At 38.3% G+C, this 20555-nt stretch carries 16 protein-coding genes; 3 read left to right on the forward strand and 13 right to left on the reverse strand.

Going from position 1 to position 20555, the window contains the following annotated elements; translation table 11 throughout:
- Positions 1 to 7: 7 nt before the first annotated feature.
- The 3 genes from D0T56_RS13005 to D0T56_RS13015 form a co-directional block, all read right to left on the reverse strand.
- The gene (locus tag D0T56_RS13005) at positions 8 to 1255 is read right to left on the reverse strand and encodes a sigma-54-dependent Fis family transcriptional regulator (RefSeq protein WP_163320593.1); all 1248 of its coding nucleotides are present in this window, start codon (positions 1253 to 1255) and stop codon (positions 8 to 10) included.
- Between the two features lie 198 nt (positions 1256 to 1453).
- On the reverse strand, positions 1454 to 3334 hold the full coding sequence (locus tag D0T56_RS13010) for a choice-of-anchor J domain-containing protein (protein WP_163320594.1): 1881 nt from the start codon (positions 3332 to 3334) through the stop codon (positions 1454 to 1456).
- Positions 3335 to 3375: 41 nt separating this feature from the next.
- Positions 3376 to 6078 carry a TonB-dependent receptor gene (locus D0T56_RS13015; protein ID WP_163320595.1) on the reverse strand — a complete coding sequence of 901 codons (2703 nt, stop codon included), beginning with the start codon at positions 6076 to 6078 and terminating at the stop codon, positions 3376 to 3378.
- A gap of 397 nt (positions 6079 to 6475) precedes the next feature.
- Here D0T56_RS13015 and D0T56_RS13020 point away from each other — a divergent pair, with 397 nt between their 5' ends.
- Together D0T56_RS13020 and D0T56_RS13025 are read left to right on the forward strand one after the other, a co-directional pair.
- Positions 6476 to 7270 carry an RNA methyltransferase gene (locus tag D0T56_RS13020; protein ID WP_163320596.1) on the forward strand — a complete coding sequence of 265 codons (795 nt, stop codon included), beginning with the start codon at positions 6476 to 6478 and terminating at the stop codon, positions 7268 to 7270.
- 202 nt (positions 7271 to 7472) lie between these two features.
- Positions 7473 to 8486, forward strand: coding sequence for an NAD(P)-dependent oxidoreductase (locus tag D0T56_RS13025; protein ID WP_163320597.1), 1014 nt, complete (start codon positions 7473 to 7475; stop codon positions 8484 to 8486).
- 79 nt (positions 8487 to 8565) lie between these two features.
- Here D0T56_RS13025 and D0T56_RS13030 read toward each other — a convergent pair whose 3' ends face one another.
- On the reverse strand, positions 8566 to 9375 hold the full coding sequence (locus D0T56_RS13030) for a helix-turn-helix domain-containing protein (RefSeq protein WP_163320598.1): 810 nt from the start codon (positions 9373 to 9375) through the stop codon (positions 8566 to 8568).
- Between the two features lie 314 nt (positions 9376 to 9689).
- On the opposite strand from D0T56_RS13030, the gene D0T56_RS13035 reads away from it, so the two are divergent.
- A complete protein-coding gene (locus D0T56_RS13035) occupies positions 9690 to 10487 on the forward strand; it encodes a hypothetical protein (protein ID WP_163320599.1) in 798 nt (265 codons plus the stop codon).
- Positions 10488 to 10551: 64 nt separating this feature from the next.
- Here the strand turns inward: D0T56_RS13035 and ffh are convergent, their stop codons facing one another.
- The 9 genes from ffh to D0T56_RS13080 form a co-directional block, all read right to left on the reverse strand.
- Positions 10552 to 11886 (reverse strand): signal recognition particle protein, encoded by a 1335-nt coding sequence (gene ffh / locus D0T56_RS13040; protein ID WP_163320600.1) that lies wholly within the window; start codon positions 11884 to 11886, stop codon positions 10552 to 10554.
- Between the two features lie 169 nt (positions 11887 to 12055).
- On the reverse strand, positions 12056 to 12760 hold the full coding sequence (locus tag D0T56_RS13045) for an SAM-dependent methyltransferase (RefSeq protein WP_163320601.1): 705 nt from the start codon (positions 12758 to 12760) through the stop codon (positions 12056 to 12058).
- Between the two features lie 63 nt (positions 12761 to 12823).
- Positions 12824 to 13954, reverse strand: coding sequence for a radical SAM protein (locus D0T56_RS13050; RefSeq protein WP_163320602.1), 1131 nt, complete (start codon positions 13952 to 13954; stop codon positions 12824 to 12826).
- Positions 13955 to 13960: 6 nt separating this feature from the next.
- Positions 13961 to 15079, reverse strand: coding sequence for a glycosyltransferase (locus tag D0T56_RS13055; protein ID WP_163320603.1), 1119 nt, complete (start codon positions 15077 to 15079; stop codon positions 13961 to 13963).
- Positions 15080 to 16090 carry a glycosyltransferase gene (locus tag D0T56_RS13060; protein ID WP_163320604.1) on the reverse strand — a complete coding sequence of 337 codons (1011 nt, stop codon included), beginning with the start codon at positions 16088 to 16090 and terminating at the stop codon, positions 15080 to 15082.
- Complete coding sequence (locus tag D0T56_RS13065) at positions 16083 to 17237, reverse strand: glycosyltransferase family 4 protein (RefSeq protein ID WP_163320605.1); 1155 nt, start codon at positions 17235 to 17237, stop codon at positions 16083 to 16085. The genes D0T56_RS13060 and D0T56_RS13065 overlap by 8 nt, the downstream gene beginning before the upstream one ends.
- 9 nt (positions 17238 to 17246) lie before the next feature.
- Complete coding sequence (locus D0T56_RS13070) at positions 17247 to 18017, reverse strand: glycosyltransferase family 2 protein (protein WP_163320606.1); 771 nt, start codon at positions 18015 to 18017, stop codon at positions 17247 to 17249.
- A 64-nt stretch (positions 18018 to 18081) separates the two neighbouring features.
- Positions 18082 to 19443, reverse strand: coding sequence for a lipopolysaccharide biosynthesis protein (locus D0T56_RS13075; protein ID WP_163320607.1), 1362 nt, complete (start codon positions 19441 to 19443; stop codon positions 18082 to 18084).
- Positions 19440 to 20549 (reverse strand): glycosyltransferase family 1 protein, encoded by a 1110-nt coding sequence (locus D0T56_RS13080; RefSeq protein ID WP_163320608.1) that lies wholly within the window; start codon positions 20547 to 20549, stop codon positions 19440 to 19442. Before D0T56_RS13080 ends, D0T56_RS13075 begins: the two co-directional genes overlap by 4 nt.
- Positions 20550 to 20555: the final 6 nt, after the last annotated feature.

Raw genomic sequence — 20555 nt, forward strand, 5'->3', positions numbered from 1 at the left:
GTTCTCATCAATCGAGATTGTATTCTTTAATTTTCCGGTATAATGTTCTTTCGGATATTTTCAGGTCTTCGGCGGCATTTTTACGTTTGCCTCCATGCCTTTCCAATGCTTTCCTTATCATTTCCTTTTCCACTTCTTCCAGCGAAAGGTTTTGCTCTTCGTAGTCGGATACTTCTACGTCGTGAGCATCGGCAACAGGCAGGACAACGGCCGCATCTTCGGGATATTTGATAAGCGACGAAGATGTAGGCTCTTTGTCTGATACAACAATGGACGGATATAATGGATCGTCTTTCTTAAATTCGGTTGTAGGGATTTTTCCGGCGATCATTTCCTGCACAACTTTCTTTAGATCGGTCATGTCTTTTCTCATATCGAAAAGAACTTGATAGAGTATCTCTCTTTCCGAATTGAACAACCTTTGGTCGTCATTTTTAATCTGCGACACAGGCACTATCCCTACCTCATTGGCGGGCAGGTAAGTCCTTAATATATCAGCCGTAATTTCCCGTTCCCGTTCAATTACGGATATTTGTTCGGTAATATTTTTCAATTGGCGTATGTTTCCCGGCCAGCGATAGTTTTGTAATACTATCTTTGCTTCCTCCGTCAATGTGATTGCCGGCATACGGTATTTTTCGGCACAATCGCTCGCAAACTTCCTGAATATAAGAGGTATGTCTTCTTTTCTGTCACGGAGTGGCGGAATTGGCACTGGCACTGTGTTGAGCCTGTAATACAGATCTTCCCTGAACCGTCCTTCGTTCACGGCATCCACCATATTCATGTTGGTTGCAGCAACTACACGCACATCTGTTTTTTCAACTTTCGACGAACCCACTTTTATAAATTCACCTGTTTCCAGCACTCGCAGCAATCGAGCCTGAGTGGATAGGGGCAACTCTCCAACTTCGTCAAGAAACAGTGTGCCACCATTGGCTACTTCAAAATAGCCTTTACGCTCACCGGTAGCTCCTGTGAAAGAGCCCTTTTCGTGTCCGAAAAGTTCGGAGTCGATAGTACCTTCGGGTATCGACCCACAGTTTACGGCTATGTATGTTCCATGCTTGCGATGACTGTATTGGTGAATGATTTGAGGGAAATTTTCTTTCCCGACCCCGCTTTCGCCAGTCACCAGAACGGACATATCGGTCGGAGCCACTTGCAATGCTATGTCAATGGCTCTGTTCAGTAGTGGAGCATTGCCAATAATTCCAAAACGCTGCTTAACTTGTTGAATATCTGGTTTTGCCATACTTCTATCAGGGTTATTTATCAGGTCTACTGACAAAATTACATATTTTCTTTAAACTGTACTATACCTACTACATAAAGATTGTTAGAAATTAAACAGAAAGCGCATCGGTATGTTCAGTTGATTTTATTTTTGATAAAAATAAAACGGGTTGACTTCATTGTCAACCCGTTTTATGCTATGTGTGAATAATCTTCGTTATTCAGGATTTTCGTACTTGTTTGTCTCAGGATCTCTGCTTACAAATTCCCAAGTCTTATCCCCTGTACATTTTAGAGTATATTTAAAGTTAATTACATCGCCGGATTTCGGTCCGTAATAAATCACCATAGATATTTCCGCAAATTGTTCAATTCCACTTACTTCAGGCGTCGCATTTGGATATTTCAGATTAAGCAATACATTCAAGCCTTCTATGGTACGGGTTCTGCAAAATTCCATCTTCGCCTCGTGCTGACCATCTTTAGGATATGTATTATCATTCTGACGGTCGCTATCACGGAAAGTGATATTTGTATAATTAGAATTGAATCCATAATAAAACTCAGTATTCCCATTTGTATTCACTAGTTTGGGATTTTCAAGAGCCTGGTTCCCTTTAACGTAGTTTACAACCAACATATAGTCTTCTTTAGTCATTGTGAAGATGATTGTCGGATCAAATACCCATCCCTTGGTAGATCGCACGAATTGAGCGGTCTTCATTTCAGTCGGGCTTGCAGTAGTCCAACTTCCTTTTGTGTAAACAAATTTTCCGGCAGAATAATCTGTTTTCGATGTTTTATAAGCAACAATTTGCTCTGTACCCTCATTCGTATAATTACGATGTGTATTCAAATATTGGATGATACGGGTTTGCGCTACTGCTGCAGATAAATAACTACCACCCATTTCTTTATAATCTGCTGGTTGTAGAGTCAAAACTGATGCGCCTACGGCTTTCCACTCACCTTTACTGAAAGTGTAAGACTCATATTTCGGCTCTGCGTCTTCAATAGTAAGTCCTTTGACTTCTTTTGATACTTTCACATTATCAACCTGGAAGGTAGTTGTTTGAGTTTGAGTTACATCACCATCATATTTGTAAGCGATGTAAACTTTTCCCGAATAATTATCCAAATTGAAAGAACCGGCCGGAGACAAAGTTCCATAACCATTGGTCGGAGTGGTAGGGATAGTAAATTTATCTGTTATGTCGACCCATGTTGCAGCAGTTGGATTGGCTGCTGCATTGGCAGATGTAGATATTAAAACCTGCATACAAGAGGCATTCCAATAACCGACGGTAACATCGAAAGAAAAGTCGTATCCTTGCTTAGTGCCCAGGTCAATTTCCGGCGATATCATCCATGTAGTATATTTGCCTGTACCGCCATTGGCGCTCATTTGCGCATAGCCATTGCCGCTATGAACTTTGGCTTGCCATTTTCTACTTCCTGATTCGGCATACGCAGTCCAACCATTAGCCTTGATAGTATCGTTAGCTTTATAACCTTCAAAATCTTCGAAAAGCAATTTGTCTTCAACAACCGATTCTACCGGTTCGTTAACCGAATAGTTATACTCTATATTTTGATATGAACCTTCTTCCGCTTCAGGAAATTTAGCCTTCAATAGGTCAGGAATATAATTGTTCGGAGACTTGCTGGGTGTGAAAGAAGACACAAACATATCTTCACTCCATACGCTTTTATATTCGCTGTCGCCTAAAACATAAGCAGTACCGGCCAATCCCGTTACAGTTGTGTCAATGCTCAATTTATATATATAAGTGATTTCTGCCTGAGACTTAACATCGGCAGTGTAATACTTCGCTTTTAATAGATATGGAATAAGGGTGTCGGCAGGAGCACCTTTCGAGAAAGCCCTGTCTGCTCTCAATTGGGCAGAAAACTTCTCCGCTTCGGTGCCCTTAATAGCATTAAGAATGGTGGTGATGTCATCATCTGTAATGGTGTATGTATATGATTGGGGATCTGTTTTCTCTTCATCCAACCACTTGAAGTTGTCGTTGTAGTCTTCACAACCCGCAAACAGGAGTAAGGACAGCGGTAATAGAAATGCAAATATTTTTTTCATAATAATATTGTATTCTTTATAAATTATTATTTGTTAGATGCTTAGAAATTGATCTTAAGCCTTACTGAATATGAACGTCCAAATGCATAATATACTTGAGCTGATTCAGCAGTATGTTCTATAACTCTTCCAGTTTCAGGGTCATTTATTACACCATCCTGCGCATCTACTATATACTTATTGTTCAGAATGTTATTTACATTCGCAAACAGAGTTGCTTTCAGTCCTGCAAACTGGAAACGATAGTTCATATTGAAGTCAAGTTGTCCGGAAGAAGGTATGCGCCAAGGAGTAGTGTATGTGTTTGTCTTACCATCATATTCCAGATCACTTCCTTGTATTGTAAATTTCGAATAATTCCGGGCATAATATGTATAGTCAAGTCCTACACGGAAATCTTTGAGTAACTTGTAGTTTGCTCCCAAAGCAAAAGTTGTTTGGGCTGAGTTACCTACTTTAACATCTTTCAAATTAACTACGGCTTTTGCATGATCCTCCGCTCCAATTCCGGAAGCTATGGCTCCCTTTGAAGTCAAAGGCTGTCCTTGCTGACTGTACAAATATCCGGTTGTATTGCTATTCCATTTCCAATCGCCTAAAGATAACATTCCGGTTATTTCCAAATCTCTGACAGGCTTAAGGATAAAGTCTAGTTCAATACCCTGATGAAGAGCGTCTACGCCTGTCATATTAATAACACCTCTGTCTTCACCACCGTCCGGAGGATTATTAAATGTTACACTTCTAGCCATAGATTTATCCATCCATGATGTGCTATATATGTTCAAATTGGCAGAAATAATAGGTGAACGATAGCCGTAACCTAACTCAAGAGAAAATACTTTTTCATTTCTTGCGTCTTTATTGATCTCATTACTTACTTCTTTTTGAAGGAAAACCCCATTAGAGAAGAAAGGTGCTCTGGAAATGTAACCAATATTTCCAAAAACGTTATGATTCTTGTCTATATTGTAGTTTGCTCCTCCTTTTATATTACCTCCGAGAAAGTTTGCTGTTTTTGACTTTCTGTCTCCTTTGTCGTAGTAGAACCTGTCATATCTCCAATATGTTGAATTTGATAATGACCCTGCTACAAACACAGATAGTGCATCTTTGTTGTATTCTGCTTGGGCAAATGCGCCTTCTTGCACTACATAGCCGTCATAGTCACGATAAACAACATCTCCTACTTTCAATTTCTTATTTATCCATTCTTCGTCACCTTTTTTGTATCCAACATTTTTGCGGTCAACATCATCCAGGTAATATTCTCCTCCATACAGATCTACAATTTTATTTTTATGTATTCCTTTATAATAACGGAAATCAATACCTCCGTACAAATCAATATTCTCACCTATTCTGGTTGTATAAGTAGAAATAAGACCATACCAGTCATGATCGTTAATTGATTTAGACATCACCATGTTTGAACCGGTTATAGATTCTTGATTCATCTTGTATATTGCGCCATAATCGAATGTACCATCCAGAGTCCTATATTCGTTATTTATAACACCTTCTTTTGATGTACCAAACCAGCTATACCTGTAATTGGTACCATTAATATTCCGTCCTTGTCCGGCATAGCCATAACCTCTACCCAAAGATGCGTATATTGATGTTGAAAGGCTCGATTTGTCGTTAATTGCCCACATGTGGTTTAACGACATTTGAGGTTTATGATATACATTCAAAGTACTGGTTTTGCGTTGCCCGTTCATGTCGAAACCATAAGTAGCATTGTAGCGATACTTGTTTGGTTGTGATTGCCATTCGCTTATCAACATATCGTCGGTACGTTTATTATGCTTTTGCGGAGCACCGAATAAAGTATACGAGAGAGTATGCTTATCATTAATTTGTTTCGATATGTTTAAGAAATAAGAATATCCTTCAAAGTCAGTGCCTTGAATATACCCGTCTCCCCAAGTTTTAGATCCCAGCAAAGAAACTGCCCATCCATTCTGAAGACCGGTAGATACACTGAAAGCTATTTTGTTATATCCGTCATTTCCCATAGCATAAGATATGGAACCGCCTTTTTTAGCATCTGTTGAATTGGTCACAATATTAATTGATCCCCCAACAGAAGGAGCTGATACCTTAGAAGCTCCTAGTCCACGCTGTACCTGCATCGAGCGTGTAACATCCGACAAACCAGACCAATTGGACCAATATAAACCTCCCCATTCCATTTCATTCATGGGAACACCGTTTATCATTACTGCTATATTTTCAGTCTCAAAACCACGTAAGTTTACACGAGAGTCTCCAAATCCACCACCTTGTTTTGTGGCATAAATACCGGGGGTCGATTTTAGGATTTCAGGAAATTCCTGAGTGCTCAATTTCGCCTCCAGAAGTTCGGGCTCGATAACCGACAAAGCCACAGGGGTTTTACGTCTGATAGCAACCGAAGATGTTACAACCACGTCATTCAGGCCAATAGCGCTCGACGCCATCTCAATTGTGCCTACATCGGTTTTTGCCTTGATTTTTACATCCGTGTATCCAAGATAAGAAAAAGTTAGATCCCCGCCGAGAGAAGGAATTCTTAGAGTAAATGAGCCGTCTAGATCGGTGGCGATTCCTGTTTTTGAACTTTCTGCAAAAACAGTAACACCAACCAGAGGTTCTTTTGTGTCCTGATCAATAACTTTTCCTTTGATCACAACCTGAGCAAAGGAGCATAATGTGCTGAACATAAATGCTAAAGCAAGAAAAGAAATTTTTCTCTTCATAAATTGATTTTTTTAGTTGTGAATAAATATTTGATTGAGTATTTGTTTTTTGATGAATTGTACAAGGTGCGCTTTGATACTTTTTGAGACCCATAGTCGGAAAGTATTACTCCCCCTCCCTAACAAGCTGTGAGATACGCGAATTCCAGAGTAAGAATTTTGTATCAGAATGAATTGTAACGATAGTCTATCGTGATTCATAAAACAATATGCTCAATTTTTTTCTTTCTTTACAAATGTAGACAGTTTTTTTGAAATAATAATTAATAATGGTGCAGTTTTAATCAAAAAGTCATAAGACCGCAACGATTTTCTAAACAAACCTCTTTTTTTTGATTGTTATTTATTGCTATATGGCTATTTTTGTTTTAAAATAATACTTATAACCTATATTCAGATGGAACAAATATCCAGCATTCAGAATCCTAAAATTAAGAATTTGCAAAAACTTCTGTCTAAAAACAAAGAGAGGAAAAATCAGCAGGTTGTTTTGTTTGAAGGGGCACGTGAGTTAAGTCTGGCTTTGACTTCAGGCTATGAAATTCAATCGGTATATGTTTGCAACGACCTGTTTTCCAAAACCGAATACCCGGATGTGTTGGATCAAATTCCCCAGAATCTGATAACAGAAGTCTCTGAAAGCGTTTTTGCCAAACTGGCATACAGGGAAGGTTCTGACGGATTGTTGATTGTAGCTAAAGAAAAAACGCACCGATTGGAGGATATCACCTTATCGAAAAACCCTTTCATTATCATTCTCGAAGCTGTTGAAAAACCCGGAAACCTGGGGGCTATTCTACGCACGGCAGATGCAGCTAAGGCAGATGCAGTGATAGTTTGCGACCCTCTGGCTGATCTTTACAATCCGAATGTAATCCGGTCGAGTGTTGGTTGTTTGTTTACCGTGCAAACTGCCGTCTGCACTTCCAACGATGCTCAGACGTGGCTTAAACAGAAGGGAATAAAGGCTTTTGCTGCAGAACTGCAGGCATCGTCATGGTATCAGGATGCAGATTTTACGCACCCGTCTGCAGTGGTGATGGGCACGGAAGCTGATGGTTTGACCGATTTCTGGCTGAATAATGCTGACGAAAGAATAAAAATTCCGATGCGGGGGCAAATCGACTCTCTCAATGTATCTGTATCTACTGCCATCATTACTTTTGAAGCTATGCGTCAGAGAGGGTTTTAGCTTTTCTGTCGAATGTTATTTCTACTCTATCCGGAAAATGTAGAATAAAAAAAACACTTTAAGTAGCGAGAGCATAAGCAAAATTTGTTTTGATTATGCCGAGTCACGCAAAACGACTAATGTAATTGAACAATAATTTAAAACAGACTCTAATATTTTTAGAATATTAATGCACTATGTTTTTTTTATTTATTTTTGTCGAATGAGTAAAAAGAAAATATTAATAACAGGGGCAAGTGGTTTTATTGGCAGTTTTCTTGTAGAAAAGGCTTTAGACAAAGACTTTGAAACATGGGCGGGAATCCGAAAAAGCAGTAGTAGGGAATATCTGCAAGACAAAAGGATAAACTTTATAGACCTGAATTTTTCCGACGAAAGCCAATTGGCAGAACAGTTGCAAGAGTTTGGAAAAGAGAATGGCAGATTCGATTATATAATTCATAATGCAGGAATTACAAAGTGCCTTAAGGCTGAAGACTTCGATAAAGTTAATTATGAAAATACGGTCAATTTTATAAAAGCATTACAATCAACAAACCTTGTTCCCGACAAATTCATACTAATGAGTAGCCTTAGTGCATTCGGTGTAGGTGACGAAATCAACTATACCCCTATTAAACTAGGTGATACACCGAATCCAAATACAGCTTATGGACGAAGCAAGTCGAAAGCTGAAAAATATTTACAAGACACGATCGGCTTCCCATACATAATCCTTCGCCCGACAGGTGTTTATGGGCCTCGTGAAAAAGATTATTACATTATGCTGAAAACCGTGAAAGGCGGTTTGGATGTGGGGGCAGGGTTCAAGCCTCAGCACTTAACATTTATATACGTAAAAGACTTGGTTGATGTAGCTTTCCTGGCTCTCGAAAGCCCGATCAACAATAAAGCCTATTTTGTGGCCGACGGAGACGTTTATACAGATAAGGAATATACATCTCTGATAAAGGAAATTCTTGGAAGGAAACATGTTTTGAGTATCAGGGTTCCACTGCCTATATTAAAAGTCGTTTCTGTTTTAGCCGAAGGAATCTCTAAGATAACCCGTAAACCATCAACTCTAAACAGGGACAAATATGTGATAATGAAACAACGCAATTGGGAGTGTGATGTTTATCCTCTTTTTAAGGATATGAATTTTCATCCCAGATATAATCTAAAAAAAGGTTTGCAGGAGTCCATATCTTGGTATAAAGATAATGGGTGGTTGTAAAATCTATGAAAAACATTACTTCCTATGTAACAATTTGCGTATATTTGCAACTTCAAGACATGTAAATACCTCCCCTCTGTCACTGAGTAAGTGACAGAGGGGTCTTTTTTTTTCTTCTGATTTCGGAGGGGGAATTTCCCAGATTTTTGTGGCAAAATTCGTTGAAGTGAGAAAGCGTGCTGAACATGTTTTCTGTCGAAATCTGCTTCAAACTTTTGTTCGTGTAATAAATATCGTGATACACCAAATTCGCCCGACGCTTTCTGAGCCATGAGTAAGCCGATACGCCGAACGATCTTCTGAACCGCTTGTTGAATCCCGAATAGCTATAATTCATAATCTCAGCCAGTTGGCGAATGTTTTTAGTGTCTTGAGATAATATCTTCACCTGTTCCGAGAAATATAAATCGTTTGTGATATAGCTACTAAAAAAACGGCTGAGTTCTTTCTGTGTGTAAGACGCCTTCAATATGTATATCAGTTCCTTTGCTTTTATTCTTGCTAACGAATTGTAATCTAAGCTACTATCCTTGTAAATCTGTAACGATTCAATGTATGCAGAGACAATCTCATTGAAAGGCAGATAAAGGTTCTGATTGTTATCATTTTCCTCCGTTCTGTCTGATTGGAAATGAGTCAACTGATTGATTTCCTCGCTTATGTCAATGGATATCAGAGCCGATTCCTCCACTGCCTTTACCTCTGTTTCGTAGCCGGTGGGAATCAGGAATATCTTTCCTGCCGAAATCCTTTCATCTTTGTGCGACAACGAGGATATATTCAATCGACCTTTACCTATGAGAATAATGCTGCAATTTCTCCTGTTTGTTTTCCATTCCTGACCTTTTTGAAGATCAACGAACAGAATTCCTTTTTCTTCATATTCCATATTTTCTGTTGTTTAAGTATTTGTTGCTGTGCGTGTTTAACCAATGTCTAATAATTATTTTTCGTATACATTTTTCGTCTGAACCAGAAAGTGTCTGTTTTCTAAAAACTTAGAATGAAATAAGTAATGCTGCTTACTTACCTTTTTCGACCATGTTTTATCAATGTTTATCTTTTTCAATTTCTCTTTTTATTATTCTGTTGATAGTCAATAGAATAACATGTCTAAAGCCACTCCTCCGTCACTTACTCAGTGACAGATATATAAAGGGTTAAAACTGAAATATTTAACACAACAAACAACATTAGAAACTTATGAAAAAGAGCAGTTTAATTTTATTGATTTTTTTAGCCGTTACGGCACTCAAAGCACAGGTGGGAGTGAACACAGAATCGCCTCAGGGAGTGTTCCATATTGATGCGGCACGCAACACGAGCGGAAACACAAACGTGGCAGACGATGTGGTGGTGGATGCGCAAGGCAGAGTCGGAGTTGGGACAAATAATCCTACAAATAAACTATCGGTACATACCACAGGCGACAATACCGGTCTTTATCTGCCAAATGGTTCGGCTTCAGGACGAGTATTAACATCCGACGCACAAGGAAATGGCGTTTGGGTTTCAGGAGCAGTACAATATCAGACAATGGTAGAGAGTACAGGTGGCAGGACATTTTTTACAATAACCAACCCTTCATCCTCCAACGACAATATGAAGCTGGATTTTTTCAAGAATGTATTGTTCGACAAAGCCAAGCAGATATATGGAGATGCCTACGGATGGAGTGTTGAAAATCAACAGTATGTGTGCCCTGTGGATGGTGTATATAGAATCGCTATGAATATGTATTATCAGTCAGGCGATCCGGGACAGAATAACCGGATATATATTTATCTGAATGGTGCTATCTACTTAGTTCCGGGTCTTATTTCCGTAACAGATACAGGAAGTGATCAATCGGCTTATATTATGGGACTTGCCTCTCTTAAAAAAGGGGATATACTTGACTTTAGAGCATACGTCCAAGGAAATTATTGGGGAACACCTCAACATACATCCATTCTGTGGGGAGGGCCGGGAACCACTTTCATTTTAATAGAATCTCTTTAAAATGTTAATCAAAAAAACGGAGAAATCTGTCTGATTTCTCCGTTTTTATATGCTTTTTGCGACTTTATCTTCTCATTTTCGGCATTTTTCCGGCAAGTTTGCCTGCGCCTTTCATTCCCGTCATCATCTTCATCATTTTGCGGGTATCGTCAAATTGCTTTATCAGTTTATTAACTTCCTGAACCGAAGTTCCGCTACCTTTGGCAATACGTTGGCGACGGGTTCCATTCAATATCTCAGGGTTTGTCCTTTCTTTCGGAGTCATCGAATAAATAATAGCCTCAATGCTTTTGAACGCATTGTCGTCAATATCCATATCCTTGATAGCCTTACCCACTCCCGGAATCATAGATGCCAAGTCTTTCAGGTTACCCATTTTCTTTATTTGCTGAATCTGGGCGATGAAATCATTAAAATCGAACTGATTCTTAGCTATTTTTTTCTGTAAACGGCGAGCTTCTTCTTCATCGTATTGCTCTTGAGCACGCTCAACAAGCGACACAATATCGCCCATTCCTAAAATACGATCTGCCATACGGGTTGGGTGGAAAACATCCAAAGCCTCCATCTTTTCGCCCGTACCAACAAATTTGATAGGCTTATTCACCACCGAACGTATAGACAAGGCAGCACCACCACGGGTATCTCCATCGAGTTTTGTAAGTACCACCCCGTTAAAATCTAAACGGTCGTTAAACTCTTTTGCCGTATTCACAGCATCTTGCCCGGTCATGGAATCGACAACGAACAATATCTCGTTCGGGTTTATAGCCTTCTTGATAGCTGATATCTCGTTCATCATCTGCTCATCAATAGCCAAGCGGCCTGCGGTGTCTATGATCACCACATCATTGCCATTTTGCTTTGCCTGTTTGATGGCATTCTGAGCTATTTCGACCGGATTTTTATTTTCTTCTTCCGAATATACCGGCACGTCGATCTGCGTACCCAATACTTTCAACTGTTCGATAGCCGCCGGACGATAAATGTCATCTGCAACAAGAAGTGGTTTTTTTCCCTTTTTTGTTTTCAGATAATTTGCCAGTTTTCCTGAGAAAGTAGTCTTTCCCGACCCTTGCAATCCCGACATCAAAATGACTGACGGATTTGCCTTTAGGTCTATATCAACGGTTTCCCCTCCCATCAGCAAAGCCAGCTCGTCATGAACGATCTTCACCATCAACTGACTGGGTTTAACGGCAGTCAACACATTTTCTCCAAGTGCCTTTTCTTTAACTGTTTCGGTAAATTGTTTTGCAGTTTTAAAGTTAACGTCGGCATCCAAAAGTGCCCGACGCACATCTTTCAGTGTTTCGGCAACATTTATTTCGGTGATTTTACCCTCACCTTTCAGCAGTTTAAACGAACGGTCTAATCTATCACTTAAATTCTCAAACATAAGTTTTTATGTGTATAATTATAAGTCTATTACTCTTTATATCAATTTTAAAAGACTGCAAAGATAATAAAGTTTTACTCAAAAATAAAGGAATTTGCGTCTGCGTCGCCATCAAGTTTCTTTAATTCGCTCAAATTGATATGGCTCTGCCCTCCTCATCGCCCTCGACTCATTTATATAACAGGAATATGCAAGGTTTTTTGTTCATGTCGGGCAGTTGTTTACTCCAATTTTTTATTGGCAATGTTACAATAAATTCATCATCCATAGTGATATTCATAGCAATGCACAATTTGGTGGACGGACTGCAATTCTTAATCAGGTCTTCTACCATCTTAGCGTTTCGGTAAGGCGTTTCTATAAAAATCTGAGTTTGGTTTTCCGAATATATTCTTTGTTCCAATTGCTTTATCTTTTTGGAACGTTCTGCACCGTCTATCGGCAAATATCCGTGAAAAGCAAAACTTTGTCCGTTAAATCCGGACGCCATGAGGGACATTAGTATGGATGATGGCCCAACAAGCGGCACAACCTTTATCTTTTTGCGTTGAGCTATCGCTACGATGTCTGCTCCGGGGTCGGCAATCGCAGGGCATCCCGCTTCGGATATCACCCCGATACTATGACCATCGGCAATGGGTAGCAAATATCTTTCTATTTGTTCAGGGTTCGTGTGCTTGTTTAGTTCATAGAAAGTGAGGTCGTCTATACTTATAGATGGTTCCGTTTTTTTTAGAAAACGACGGGCCGATCTTATATTTTCTACAATAAAGTGTTTTATTTCCAGAATAATTTCCCTGTTGTGAGATGGTAAAACCCTGTTGATGGCTGTCTCGCCCAAAGTGACAGGTACGAGGTAGAGTGATGCTTGCATTTATGTGACAGATAATATTTATAGATAAATCAAATAACGCCTTATTCGGGACGAAGATTAAAACTAATCTTCAACCAGAGGAATATTGGAGTCCGGTTTAACACCATGTGTATCAGTGAAAGGAGTCACTCTGGAGAAGTCCAGATCACCTTGTCGAGGATCTTGCCCGACGTTGTACCACGGAATTTGTGTAATATCGACCCGCTGTCCTCTCATGCTGTTCCATTTGTTTTTCAATACCCACATGCCGGGATGTTTGATGTACTTTTTCATGACAGGGGCGGCGGTTCCCATCATCCAACAGTTTTTAGGGCATTGACGGACAAGCGACCGCACTTTTTCAGCTTGTTGGCTATACCAAAGTTCTTCGAATGTTGAATAATCCCTGATATTGCCCATGCTTTCTTTCCATATTTTGTCTTCCAAACCATTGCAGGGATATACATCGCCATAAGGTTCAACAAAGAAATTGGCTGTTCCGGCTTCGCAAGGAAGCATGCGCCGTCCGCCTTGTATGTAGTTGATCAGTCCGAGGTTGAAAAAGGCTCTTGCCCAACTTTTCGGATGCTTTTCTTTCAGCAGTTCATCTATCAGTGTATGGAAATTTTCGGTTACCTCGTCTTTGTTGGTAACAACATTGTCGTCCTTATGAAAATAATAGGAATTGTGGAACGTTGCAGTTGCAAACTCAAGTTTCAGTTCCTTAGCCAAACGATATAGCCAAAGCATGTCGTCCGAGTTCCGGTTTGATACGGTAATGCCAAACCCGATATCCTTCACTCCCATTTCACGTAGTTTGAGCAATACTCGCAAACCATTGTCAAAGCCCCCGGAGCGTCCTCTTAGCTCATCATTTCGTTGCGATAAGCCTTCGATGCTGACACGAATCCCGATGTTGGGATATTTTTTTGCCAGATCAATAATCTGGTTATAATGCCAGCCTGAAGTAGATATCACTACACGAGGTGCTTTCTGAAACGAAACAGCAACAATGTCTTCTATATCACGGCGTTGAAATGGTTCTCCTCCCGTAATATTAATGAATTTGAGGTCCGGCAATTTTTCCAGATCCGCAGGGGTTATTTCTTGTTTCTGATCTGTGGGATATTTCCATATATTGCACATCTGACAGCGCATCTGGCAACGGTATGTCGTTATGATGGATGCATCTGTTGGCAGAAGTATTTTGTTCATTCTCTATCAATCGTTTAATACGTTAAAATATTTTTGGGCTGTGTTCTTCCAAGAAAACTGCGTTGCTATTGATACCAGTTTCAATTTAGGTATTTCGGATAGTTGCTTTAGTTTCAAACAAATAACCTCGTCGTTTTCTATATCCGATTCTTTGATCTTTATGTCGTAACCTTGTGCCAGTTCATCGTTCACCTCGTTGTCGGCATTGCTGATAACGGGGCAACCTCTGAGAAATGCTTCAAGAATAGGAAAGCCAAATCCTTCGAACTGTGAATAAAATATAGTAGCCAAGGCGTTGCCATAAAGTTCATTCAGTTTATCCTCGTCAACGTAACCTAAATATTCTACATCGGCATCGTTTGCGGTTGCAAAGTTAATGAAATCTGTACCATCTTTACGACAAAAATCATTCATGCCTCCAACAATTTTTAATTTTATTTCAGGATGAAATTTCTTATATGTTTTGTAGATTTTCAGAGCTTCATACAATTTCTTGCCTAAAGGGTCGACCCTGCCCACAATCATGAAGTAAGGCTCTGTTTGCCTTTCCTGTAATTCGTTTTCTGTTATTGCATATTTTACGTCAATTCCGTTATGTATTACCGACAATCTTGAGTCTGTTTTTGTGTCCGGAAAGTATTTATGTATTTGATTCAGAACGAAGTTGGAGATGACAATTATCTTTTTTGATCTGGCAATGACTCGCTTTATCATTTGTTTCCTGAACCAGGTGCGTGTGCGTCCGAACTTGTTTGTTATATCAAATTCATTAATATCGTGTACAATTGATATAGCATTTTTAATACCGCTTCCTATAACGGAATCGGCAAGAAAGAATACATATTTAGCTTCTGTTACAAACTTTGTTTTTGCAAATTTGGTCAAGAAATATATTTTTGAAGAGCCCGATTTGTCAAGTTCTTTCGGGGTTATGATGTTTATGCCGTCAACTACTAAGGAAGGTGAGTTGGCTAAAACATTTTGGTTTGCTATCAGATTTACTTTATAATTGTTTTCTTTAAGAATAGGCAAAAGCACATTCAGGAGTTTTTCCATGAAAACACCCACCCCTAGTTTTGGTCCAAAATAACAAGCAACAATCGTAATCGTTTTTTCCTTCACCATCTAATTCCTTTCAAATAATATATTGTATATCGCCTGAGAATAAGCTTCGGGCGAATGTTTCTCTATTGCTGTTTTTGCATTCTTTGTCAATGTACAACCCCAATCCCTGTCCGAATACAATTTCTTTATTGCATTCTTTAGTTTTTCAACATCTCCAATTTCGGTCAACACTGCGCTTACTCCGTCTTTCAGATAATTCTCGATGGAGGATGTCTGTGTCGTTATAATGGGTATAGACAAGAAAATGGCTTTAAACATAACGATCAACCCTGCCGGCATTTTCGATTTCAAAGGTAATGCTACTATGGACGAGTTTTTCAATAGTTCGTCAAAATCACTTTCTTCTATGTCGTAATACATTTGCACGTTTGTTGGCAGGTGAACCTGCTTGGGCATATATTTTTTTCTGCCAACTCCTACAAACTTATGCTCCGGCAGTTGTGAGGCCGCCGCAAAAAACACTTCCCAATCACGCTGTGCTTCTCCTCCGCAAAAAACATAAGAAGATTCGTATCTAAAGTTTTCCTCCTTGTATCCGGGAAGATATGCATCCGGCAAAACGGAAACTTGTTCCTTTCTTATTTTATATTCTTCAAGATATCTATGTAAGGTATCTTCCGAATTTACTGTAAAATAAAACTTTTTATACGAGAAAGCATAATTATATACCGTTTTTCTTATAAATGAAATAAGCCCTTGTTTGTTGTGACTGATCATATTTAGAGATAGAATCGTTCTGTCTATCCTGAATAGATGGCACAACACACCGATAAAGGCTCCAATGATAAAATTCCAGCTGACAAGGCAATCACCTTTTCCGGATGTTCGTATAGAGCGTATTGCCACTTCAAAATATCCTAAAAAATGCAATGGCTTACGCCAACGGTAGACTCTGTTTTTAGGATTGTATTTCATTGCCACCCAATTGACTTCTTTACCGGAAAAGGCAGAAGCCAACCATTGCAGGCGGCTTTGTGGACCAACATCGTATATGAAATATATTTTATTCATTTCCAGCCACTAAACTTTTGAAAAGGTTGTCCCATTCGTTCATTATTATTTCGGGCGAAAATCGTTGTATGTTCATTTTTGCCTTTTTGCCCATCTCTTTTCTTAGCTCTTGGTTTTCGATCAATAATTTTATCTTGGTTGCCAATTCTTGAATATTTCCGTTTTCTACCAAAAAGCCATCAACCTCATTGTCTATTATTTCCGACGGACCGTGAGGGCAATCGAAAGAAATACATGGCAGTCCACACGACATGGCTTCAAGCAAAACCATTGGAAACCCTTCGTATCTCGAACTCATTACGTAAATGGAACTGTTGAGGTATTCATCAATGATATTTTGAGTAGGCTGATTGATAGTGATAGAGTTTTGAAGACCTTTTTCTTCGATAAGGCTATGAAGGTATTTATGCAACTCTCCATTTCCAAATATATCTAAATGCCAGTCAGGATAGTTATTTGAAACTATATTCCATGCCTCTATCAGCATGTCATATCCTTTTTCGAATGTTAGTCTTCCAACACTTATAATTCTTTTACTATTAAAGTTTGCTGATTCTTTTAACAAAAAAGGAATCGGGTTATATATTTGTTTAATATTAGACAGTGAATGTTTGCTCCATACATCTAAATCTTTCTTTGTTAGAACAACAAATTTATCATATTTTTTTATTGCTCTTTTTTTTAGAAGGTTATGAGTGATCTTAAATATGATTTTTTTAGAAAAAGATTGATCTCTGTTTGATATTGTTACATGATTTTCGGGAAAATGCATTTCTCCGATTTTTTTGCTTCCGTCTTTTATTTCAGGAAGAAAAGTAAATTCGTGGGTGTATGTCGAAATTGTAACATCGGGTTTTATCTTTAATAGTATTTCTTTTAATCTGTACTTATGGAGTTTACGCTTTCGTGTTTGAACCAATATACGCCGTATGGTTGAAAGCTTACCCAATTCGTTGTAGTTTATATCCAGGTCGATAAACTTTATTTTTTGTGAAAAGCTATAATAGTTTGGTTGCTTGTTCTGGTCTGTTGTTACTATATATACGTCATAGCCAAAGTGTTCGGCCAAATAATTAGCTTTGGCACATATAACACGTTCTGTTCCTCCGGTTTTAGAAGCATCAATTAAACAATAAACTATTTTCATAAAGTATTTCTAACGGATTAATAATTTACTCAACCTCCATATCACATGCTTCTTTAATCGGGCAAATGTATATCGTTTCATTCTTTTCAGTTCTACATAATCGTCGTAGAATGGAGCAAAATATTTTTGAAACGTTTCTTCATGTTCTTTTTTTATTATTTCATTTCCTTCGTCCGAACCACTAATCCCGGATGTGTCAATAAGGGCAATATCCATATCTATCAGATCTACCTTTTTTTCATGTTTAATTGTGGCTAGCAAAGCGAATTTCCAGTCGGCACTGATTTTCATATCTTCGTCATACAATCCGATTTCGGAGAACAACTCTCTTTTTGTGAAAGTTGCCTGATGCCACAATGTGCTGACAAAGAAGTGGTAGAAAGTAATTTTCTCGGGTATGGTTTCTCTAATTTTCACTCGTTTACCATCGAGCACAACACAACCTGCAATGAGGTCGGCAGTCCTTTTGGTGGAAAAAACAGCTTGAAGAGTATCCGGCGATATAAATGTGTCGCCTGAATTCATGAATATAATATAATCGCCAGATGCTTTCCGTATACCCTTATTCATAGCACTGTAAATGCCTTTGTCCGGCTCCGACACCCAATAGGAGATAGATGGCGCATGTTTTTCTATTATAGATACGCTTTCGTCTGTCGAGGCTCCGTCAATGATCAGGTATTCATAATCATTGAAAGCCTGACCTATTACGCTGTTGATGGTTTTTTCCAAACCAAGGGCATTATTTCTGTTGATGGTTATAATTGATAATAATGGCATAATAAAAAAAATCTACGTGATGAATGAAAGTAGTCGAAATTAAAAAAATAAGCTGAAAATGTTTTCATTCATTTTTCTTTAATATTCTATAACATTGAAATGGGGCTATCATTCCATTGAAATTTGTGAAAATGAGAGCTAAAAATAGTGAATATATTCCCATATTCAATACTTGTATAAACAGAAAGACTAATCCCAAATATATTATTGGTGATATAAAGGCAAATATAAACTGGATATTTAATATCCCCATTCCATTTAATATGGATACATAAATATTCAGATAGAATGAAATTATAGTGTATATACAACAGAAAATAATTAGAGCTATATTTATAGAGTCGGCAATCTTATCTCCAACCCACAGGCGAAGTATGAAGTCTGAGCAAAATAGCATTATTAAACAGATAACAGATAGTGCAGATGCGATTTGCAGAAAACGCTTTATAGACCATTTTATCCAAGCGAAATCTTTTTTCGAATATGCCTCTGTCACAGCAGACCATAAGGGGGCAAGAAACAAGGAAAATACCATTGTCATAATAGAAAAATATTTGAAAACGATATTATAATATGTGACATCGGAGGCTGAAAAATAATGTATGATAATAAAATTAGCCGATTGATATTGAACTAAATTTGCAACTTGTATGACAAAGAATTTCAAGCCTAAACTCATAATATCCTTTATTCGCCCTATTTTTACAAATCGGAAAGAAGGAGCATATGATTTATATCTATTACTGAATAATACAAAATTTGCAATTATCCAAACCACTAAAGGTAAGAAACAAAAAACGAATCCTAGTTTCAGTAGAGTTCCTGTTTCTATTTGCATCAGTATCCATATAGCAGCTAATGTCAAAGCCTGACCAATCAAATCAATAAAGGCAATGACAGAGGGGCGCTGATCTGCAGCAAGAATGGTTCCCAGTATTTTAAATACGGAAAGCAAACATATATAAGAAACAATTATGGTAAATAGCAAAGATAATTCATCTGTGTTTTCAGGTATTTTATCTTTAAAAAAGAAGGCCCAATCGATGTGATTATTAAAGATAATGGCGATTATCCAGACTAAAGAAAAAATGAAAGATATAGCGAAAAACGTTGTGCTGACATATTCTTTTGCAAGTTGATGGTTTCCGAAGGCTTTTGCTTCAGCAAAACGGTTTCTCAATCCATTGCTAAATCCGATATCAAAAAAAGTGATCCATGTTACTACTGTCCCCAAAGTCAGCCAGATACCATAACCTTCTTCTCCAATATATTTTATGCAAAGAGGTATTAGTAAAAAACTGATGATGATGCTGGCTCCTTTTATAAAAGCATTGAAAATCATGTTTTTTTGCATCAACGACCCTCTATCTCCTCCCGTATTGAGCAGTGACTTAAGTTTCTTCGCTATGTCAGATATGATGGTCATTTATTGATGCCTTTTAACGTGGATTTATATACATCTTCTGTCTCCGCAATCATTTTCTCGATAGAGAAGTTCTCTAACCGTTTTTTTCCTCTTTCTACGTACTCTTTAGCCAGATCAGGATTGTCTAGTATCTGCTTTACCGAGTCATGTATGCTTTGTTCATCGTAAGGATCGAAATAGATGGCGGCATTGCCTGCTATTTCGGGGAAGCAGCTGCAATTGCTAAGGCAAACCGGAGTGCCGTAGAAAAATGCTTCCAAGATAGGGAAACCGAAGCCTTCGTGTATGGATGGAAAAACAAATACTTCTGCTTGTGTGTACAATATAGCAAGGGTATTGTCATCGACATTCATCTGTACTACCTTGTCTTCAATTTGCAAGCTGTCTATCAACTCCATTTCGCTCGGATTGAAAGCTGTGCCTGTGCAAACCAGCTTAAGGTTGTCGGCTTGCTGCAAAATAGGCGCAATAGCCTTAAGCATCCGCTCGAAGTTCTTATACGACCATCTGGCACCCACAAAAAGTATATATTTATCTTGAATAATACGATGCGATGGTGCTGAGTGGAGAGGTTGCATTAAACATCCATGATGTACCACGCTTATTTTTTCCTTAGGCGTGTTTGGATATATCTTCAAGAGGTTTTCTTTAGTAGATTGGCTAATGGCAATTATCCTGTCGGCTTTTTCTATCAGTTTCTTTTTCTTGGAAATGGAGTGCCTTATGTCTTTAGCATGACTTAGTTCCATTTCATAAATCATGTCGTGTACGGTAATGACCAATGGTTTTCTCAGAAAGCGAAGAAAGTAAGTGTCGCACTCTGTTGGGTGAAAAATATCATACTTCTTGCTCAAAATGAAATAAATTGAATATAATTTATTTACAATCTTAGAAAAAGTTAGTTTTCCGAAAGGGAATTTGGGGAAAGGTTTTAGGTTATATTTTTTCTCTTTGAGGTATTCGTTTTCTGAATAAATGACAGGTAGAATAGTTTTTGTAGAATTAGTATTGTTATCAAAAATGAGGCTCGTAAAATAACGAGAAATTCCTCCAAATCGTTGAAGGAAGAAAGTTTGATAATCATATAATATTCGCACTCTATTCATTGTCTG

The sequence above is a fragment of the Dysgonomonas sp. 520 genome, assembly GCF_010501095.1.
Lineage (GTDB): Bacteria > Bacteroidota > Bacteroidia > Bacteroidales > Dysgonomonadaceae > QVMP01.

Excerpts from the sequence above, each read along its gene's own strand:
- D0T56_RS13005 (WP_163320593.1), bottom strand. The coding sequence starts at position 1,255 with ATGGCAAAACCAGATATTCAACAAGTTAAGCAGCGTTTTGGAATTATT.
- D0T56_RS13010 (WP_163320594.1), bottom strand. The coding sequence starts at position 3,334 with ATGAAAAAAATATTTGCATTTCTATTACCGCTGTCCTTACTCCTGTTT.
- D0T56_RS13015 (WP_163320595.1), bottom strand. The coding sequence starts at position 6,078 with ATGAAGAGAAAAATTTCTTTTCTTGCTTTAGCATTTATGTTCAGCACA.
- D0T56_RS13020 (WP_163320596.1), top strand. The coding sequence starts at position 6,476 with ATGGAACAAATATCCAGCATTCAGAATCCTAAAATTAAGAATTTGCAA.
- D0T56_RS13025 (WP_163320597.1), top strand. The coding sequence starts at position 7,473 with ATGAGTAAAAAGAAAATATTAATAACAGGGGCAAGTGGTTTTATTGGC.
- D0T56_RS13030 (WP_163320598.1), bottom strand. The coding sequence starts at position 9,375 with ATGGAATATGAAGAAAAAGGAATTCTGTTCGTTGATCTTCAAAAAGGT.
- D0T56_RS13035 (WP_163320599.1), top strand. The coding sequence starts at position 9,690 with ATGAAAAAGAGCAGTTTAATTTTATTGATTTTTTTAGCCGTTACGGCA.
- ffh (WP_163320600.1), bottom strand. The coding sequence starts at position 11,886 with ATGTTTGAGAATTTAAGTGATAGATTAGACCGTTCGTTTAAACTGCTG.
- D0T56_RS13045 (WP_163320601.1), bottom strand. The coding sequence starts at position 12,760 with ATGCAAGCATCACTCTACCTCGTACCTGTCACTTTGGGCGAGACAGCC.
- D0T56_RS13050 (WP_163320602.1), bottom strand. The coding sequence starts at position 13,954 with ATGAACAAAATACTTCTGCCAACAGATGCATCCATCATAACGACATAC.
- D0T56_RS13055 (WP_163320603.1), bottom strand. The coding sequence starts at position 15,079 with ATGGTGAAGGAAAAAACGATTACGATTGTTGCTTGTTATTTTGGACCA.
- D0T56_RS13060 (WP_163320604.1), bottom strand. The coding sequence starts at position 16,090 with ATGAATAAAATATATTTCATATACGATGTTGGTCCACAAAGCCGCCTG.
- D0T56_RS13065 (WP_163320605.1), bottom strand. The coding sequence starts at position 17,237 with ATGAAAATAGTTTATTGTTTAATTGATGCTTCTAAAACCGGAGGAACA.
- D0T56_RS13070 (WP_163320606.1), bottom strand. The coding sequence starts at position 18,017 with ATGCCATTATTATCAATTATAACCATCAACAGAAATAATGCCCTTGGT.
- D0T56_RS13075 (WP_163320607.1), bottom strand. The coding sequence starts at position 19,443 with ATGACCATCATATCTGACATAGCGAAGAAACTTAAGTCACTGCTCAAT.
- D0T56_RS13080 (WP_163320608.1), bottom strand. The coding sequence starts at position 20,549 with ATGAATAGAGTGCGAATATTATATGATTATCAAACTTTCTTCCTTCAA.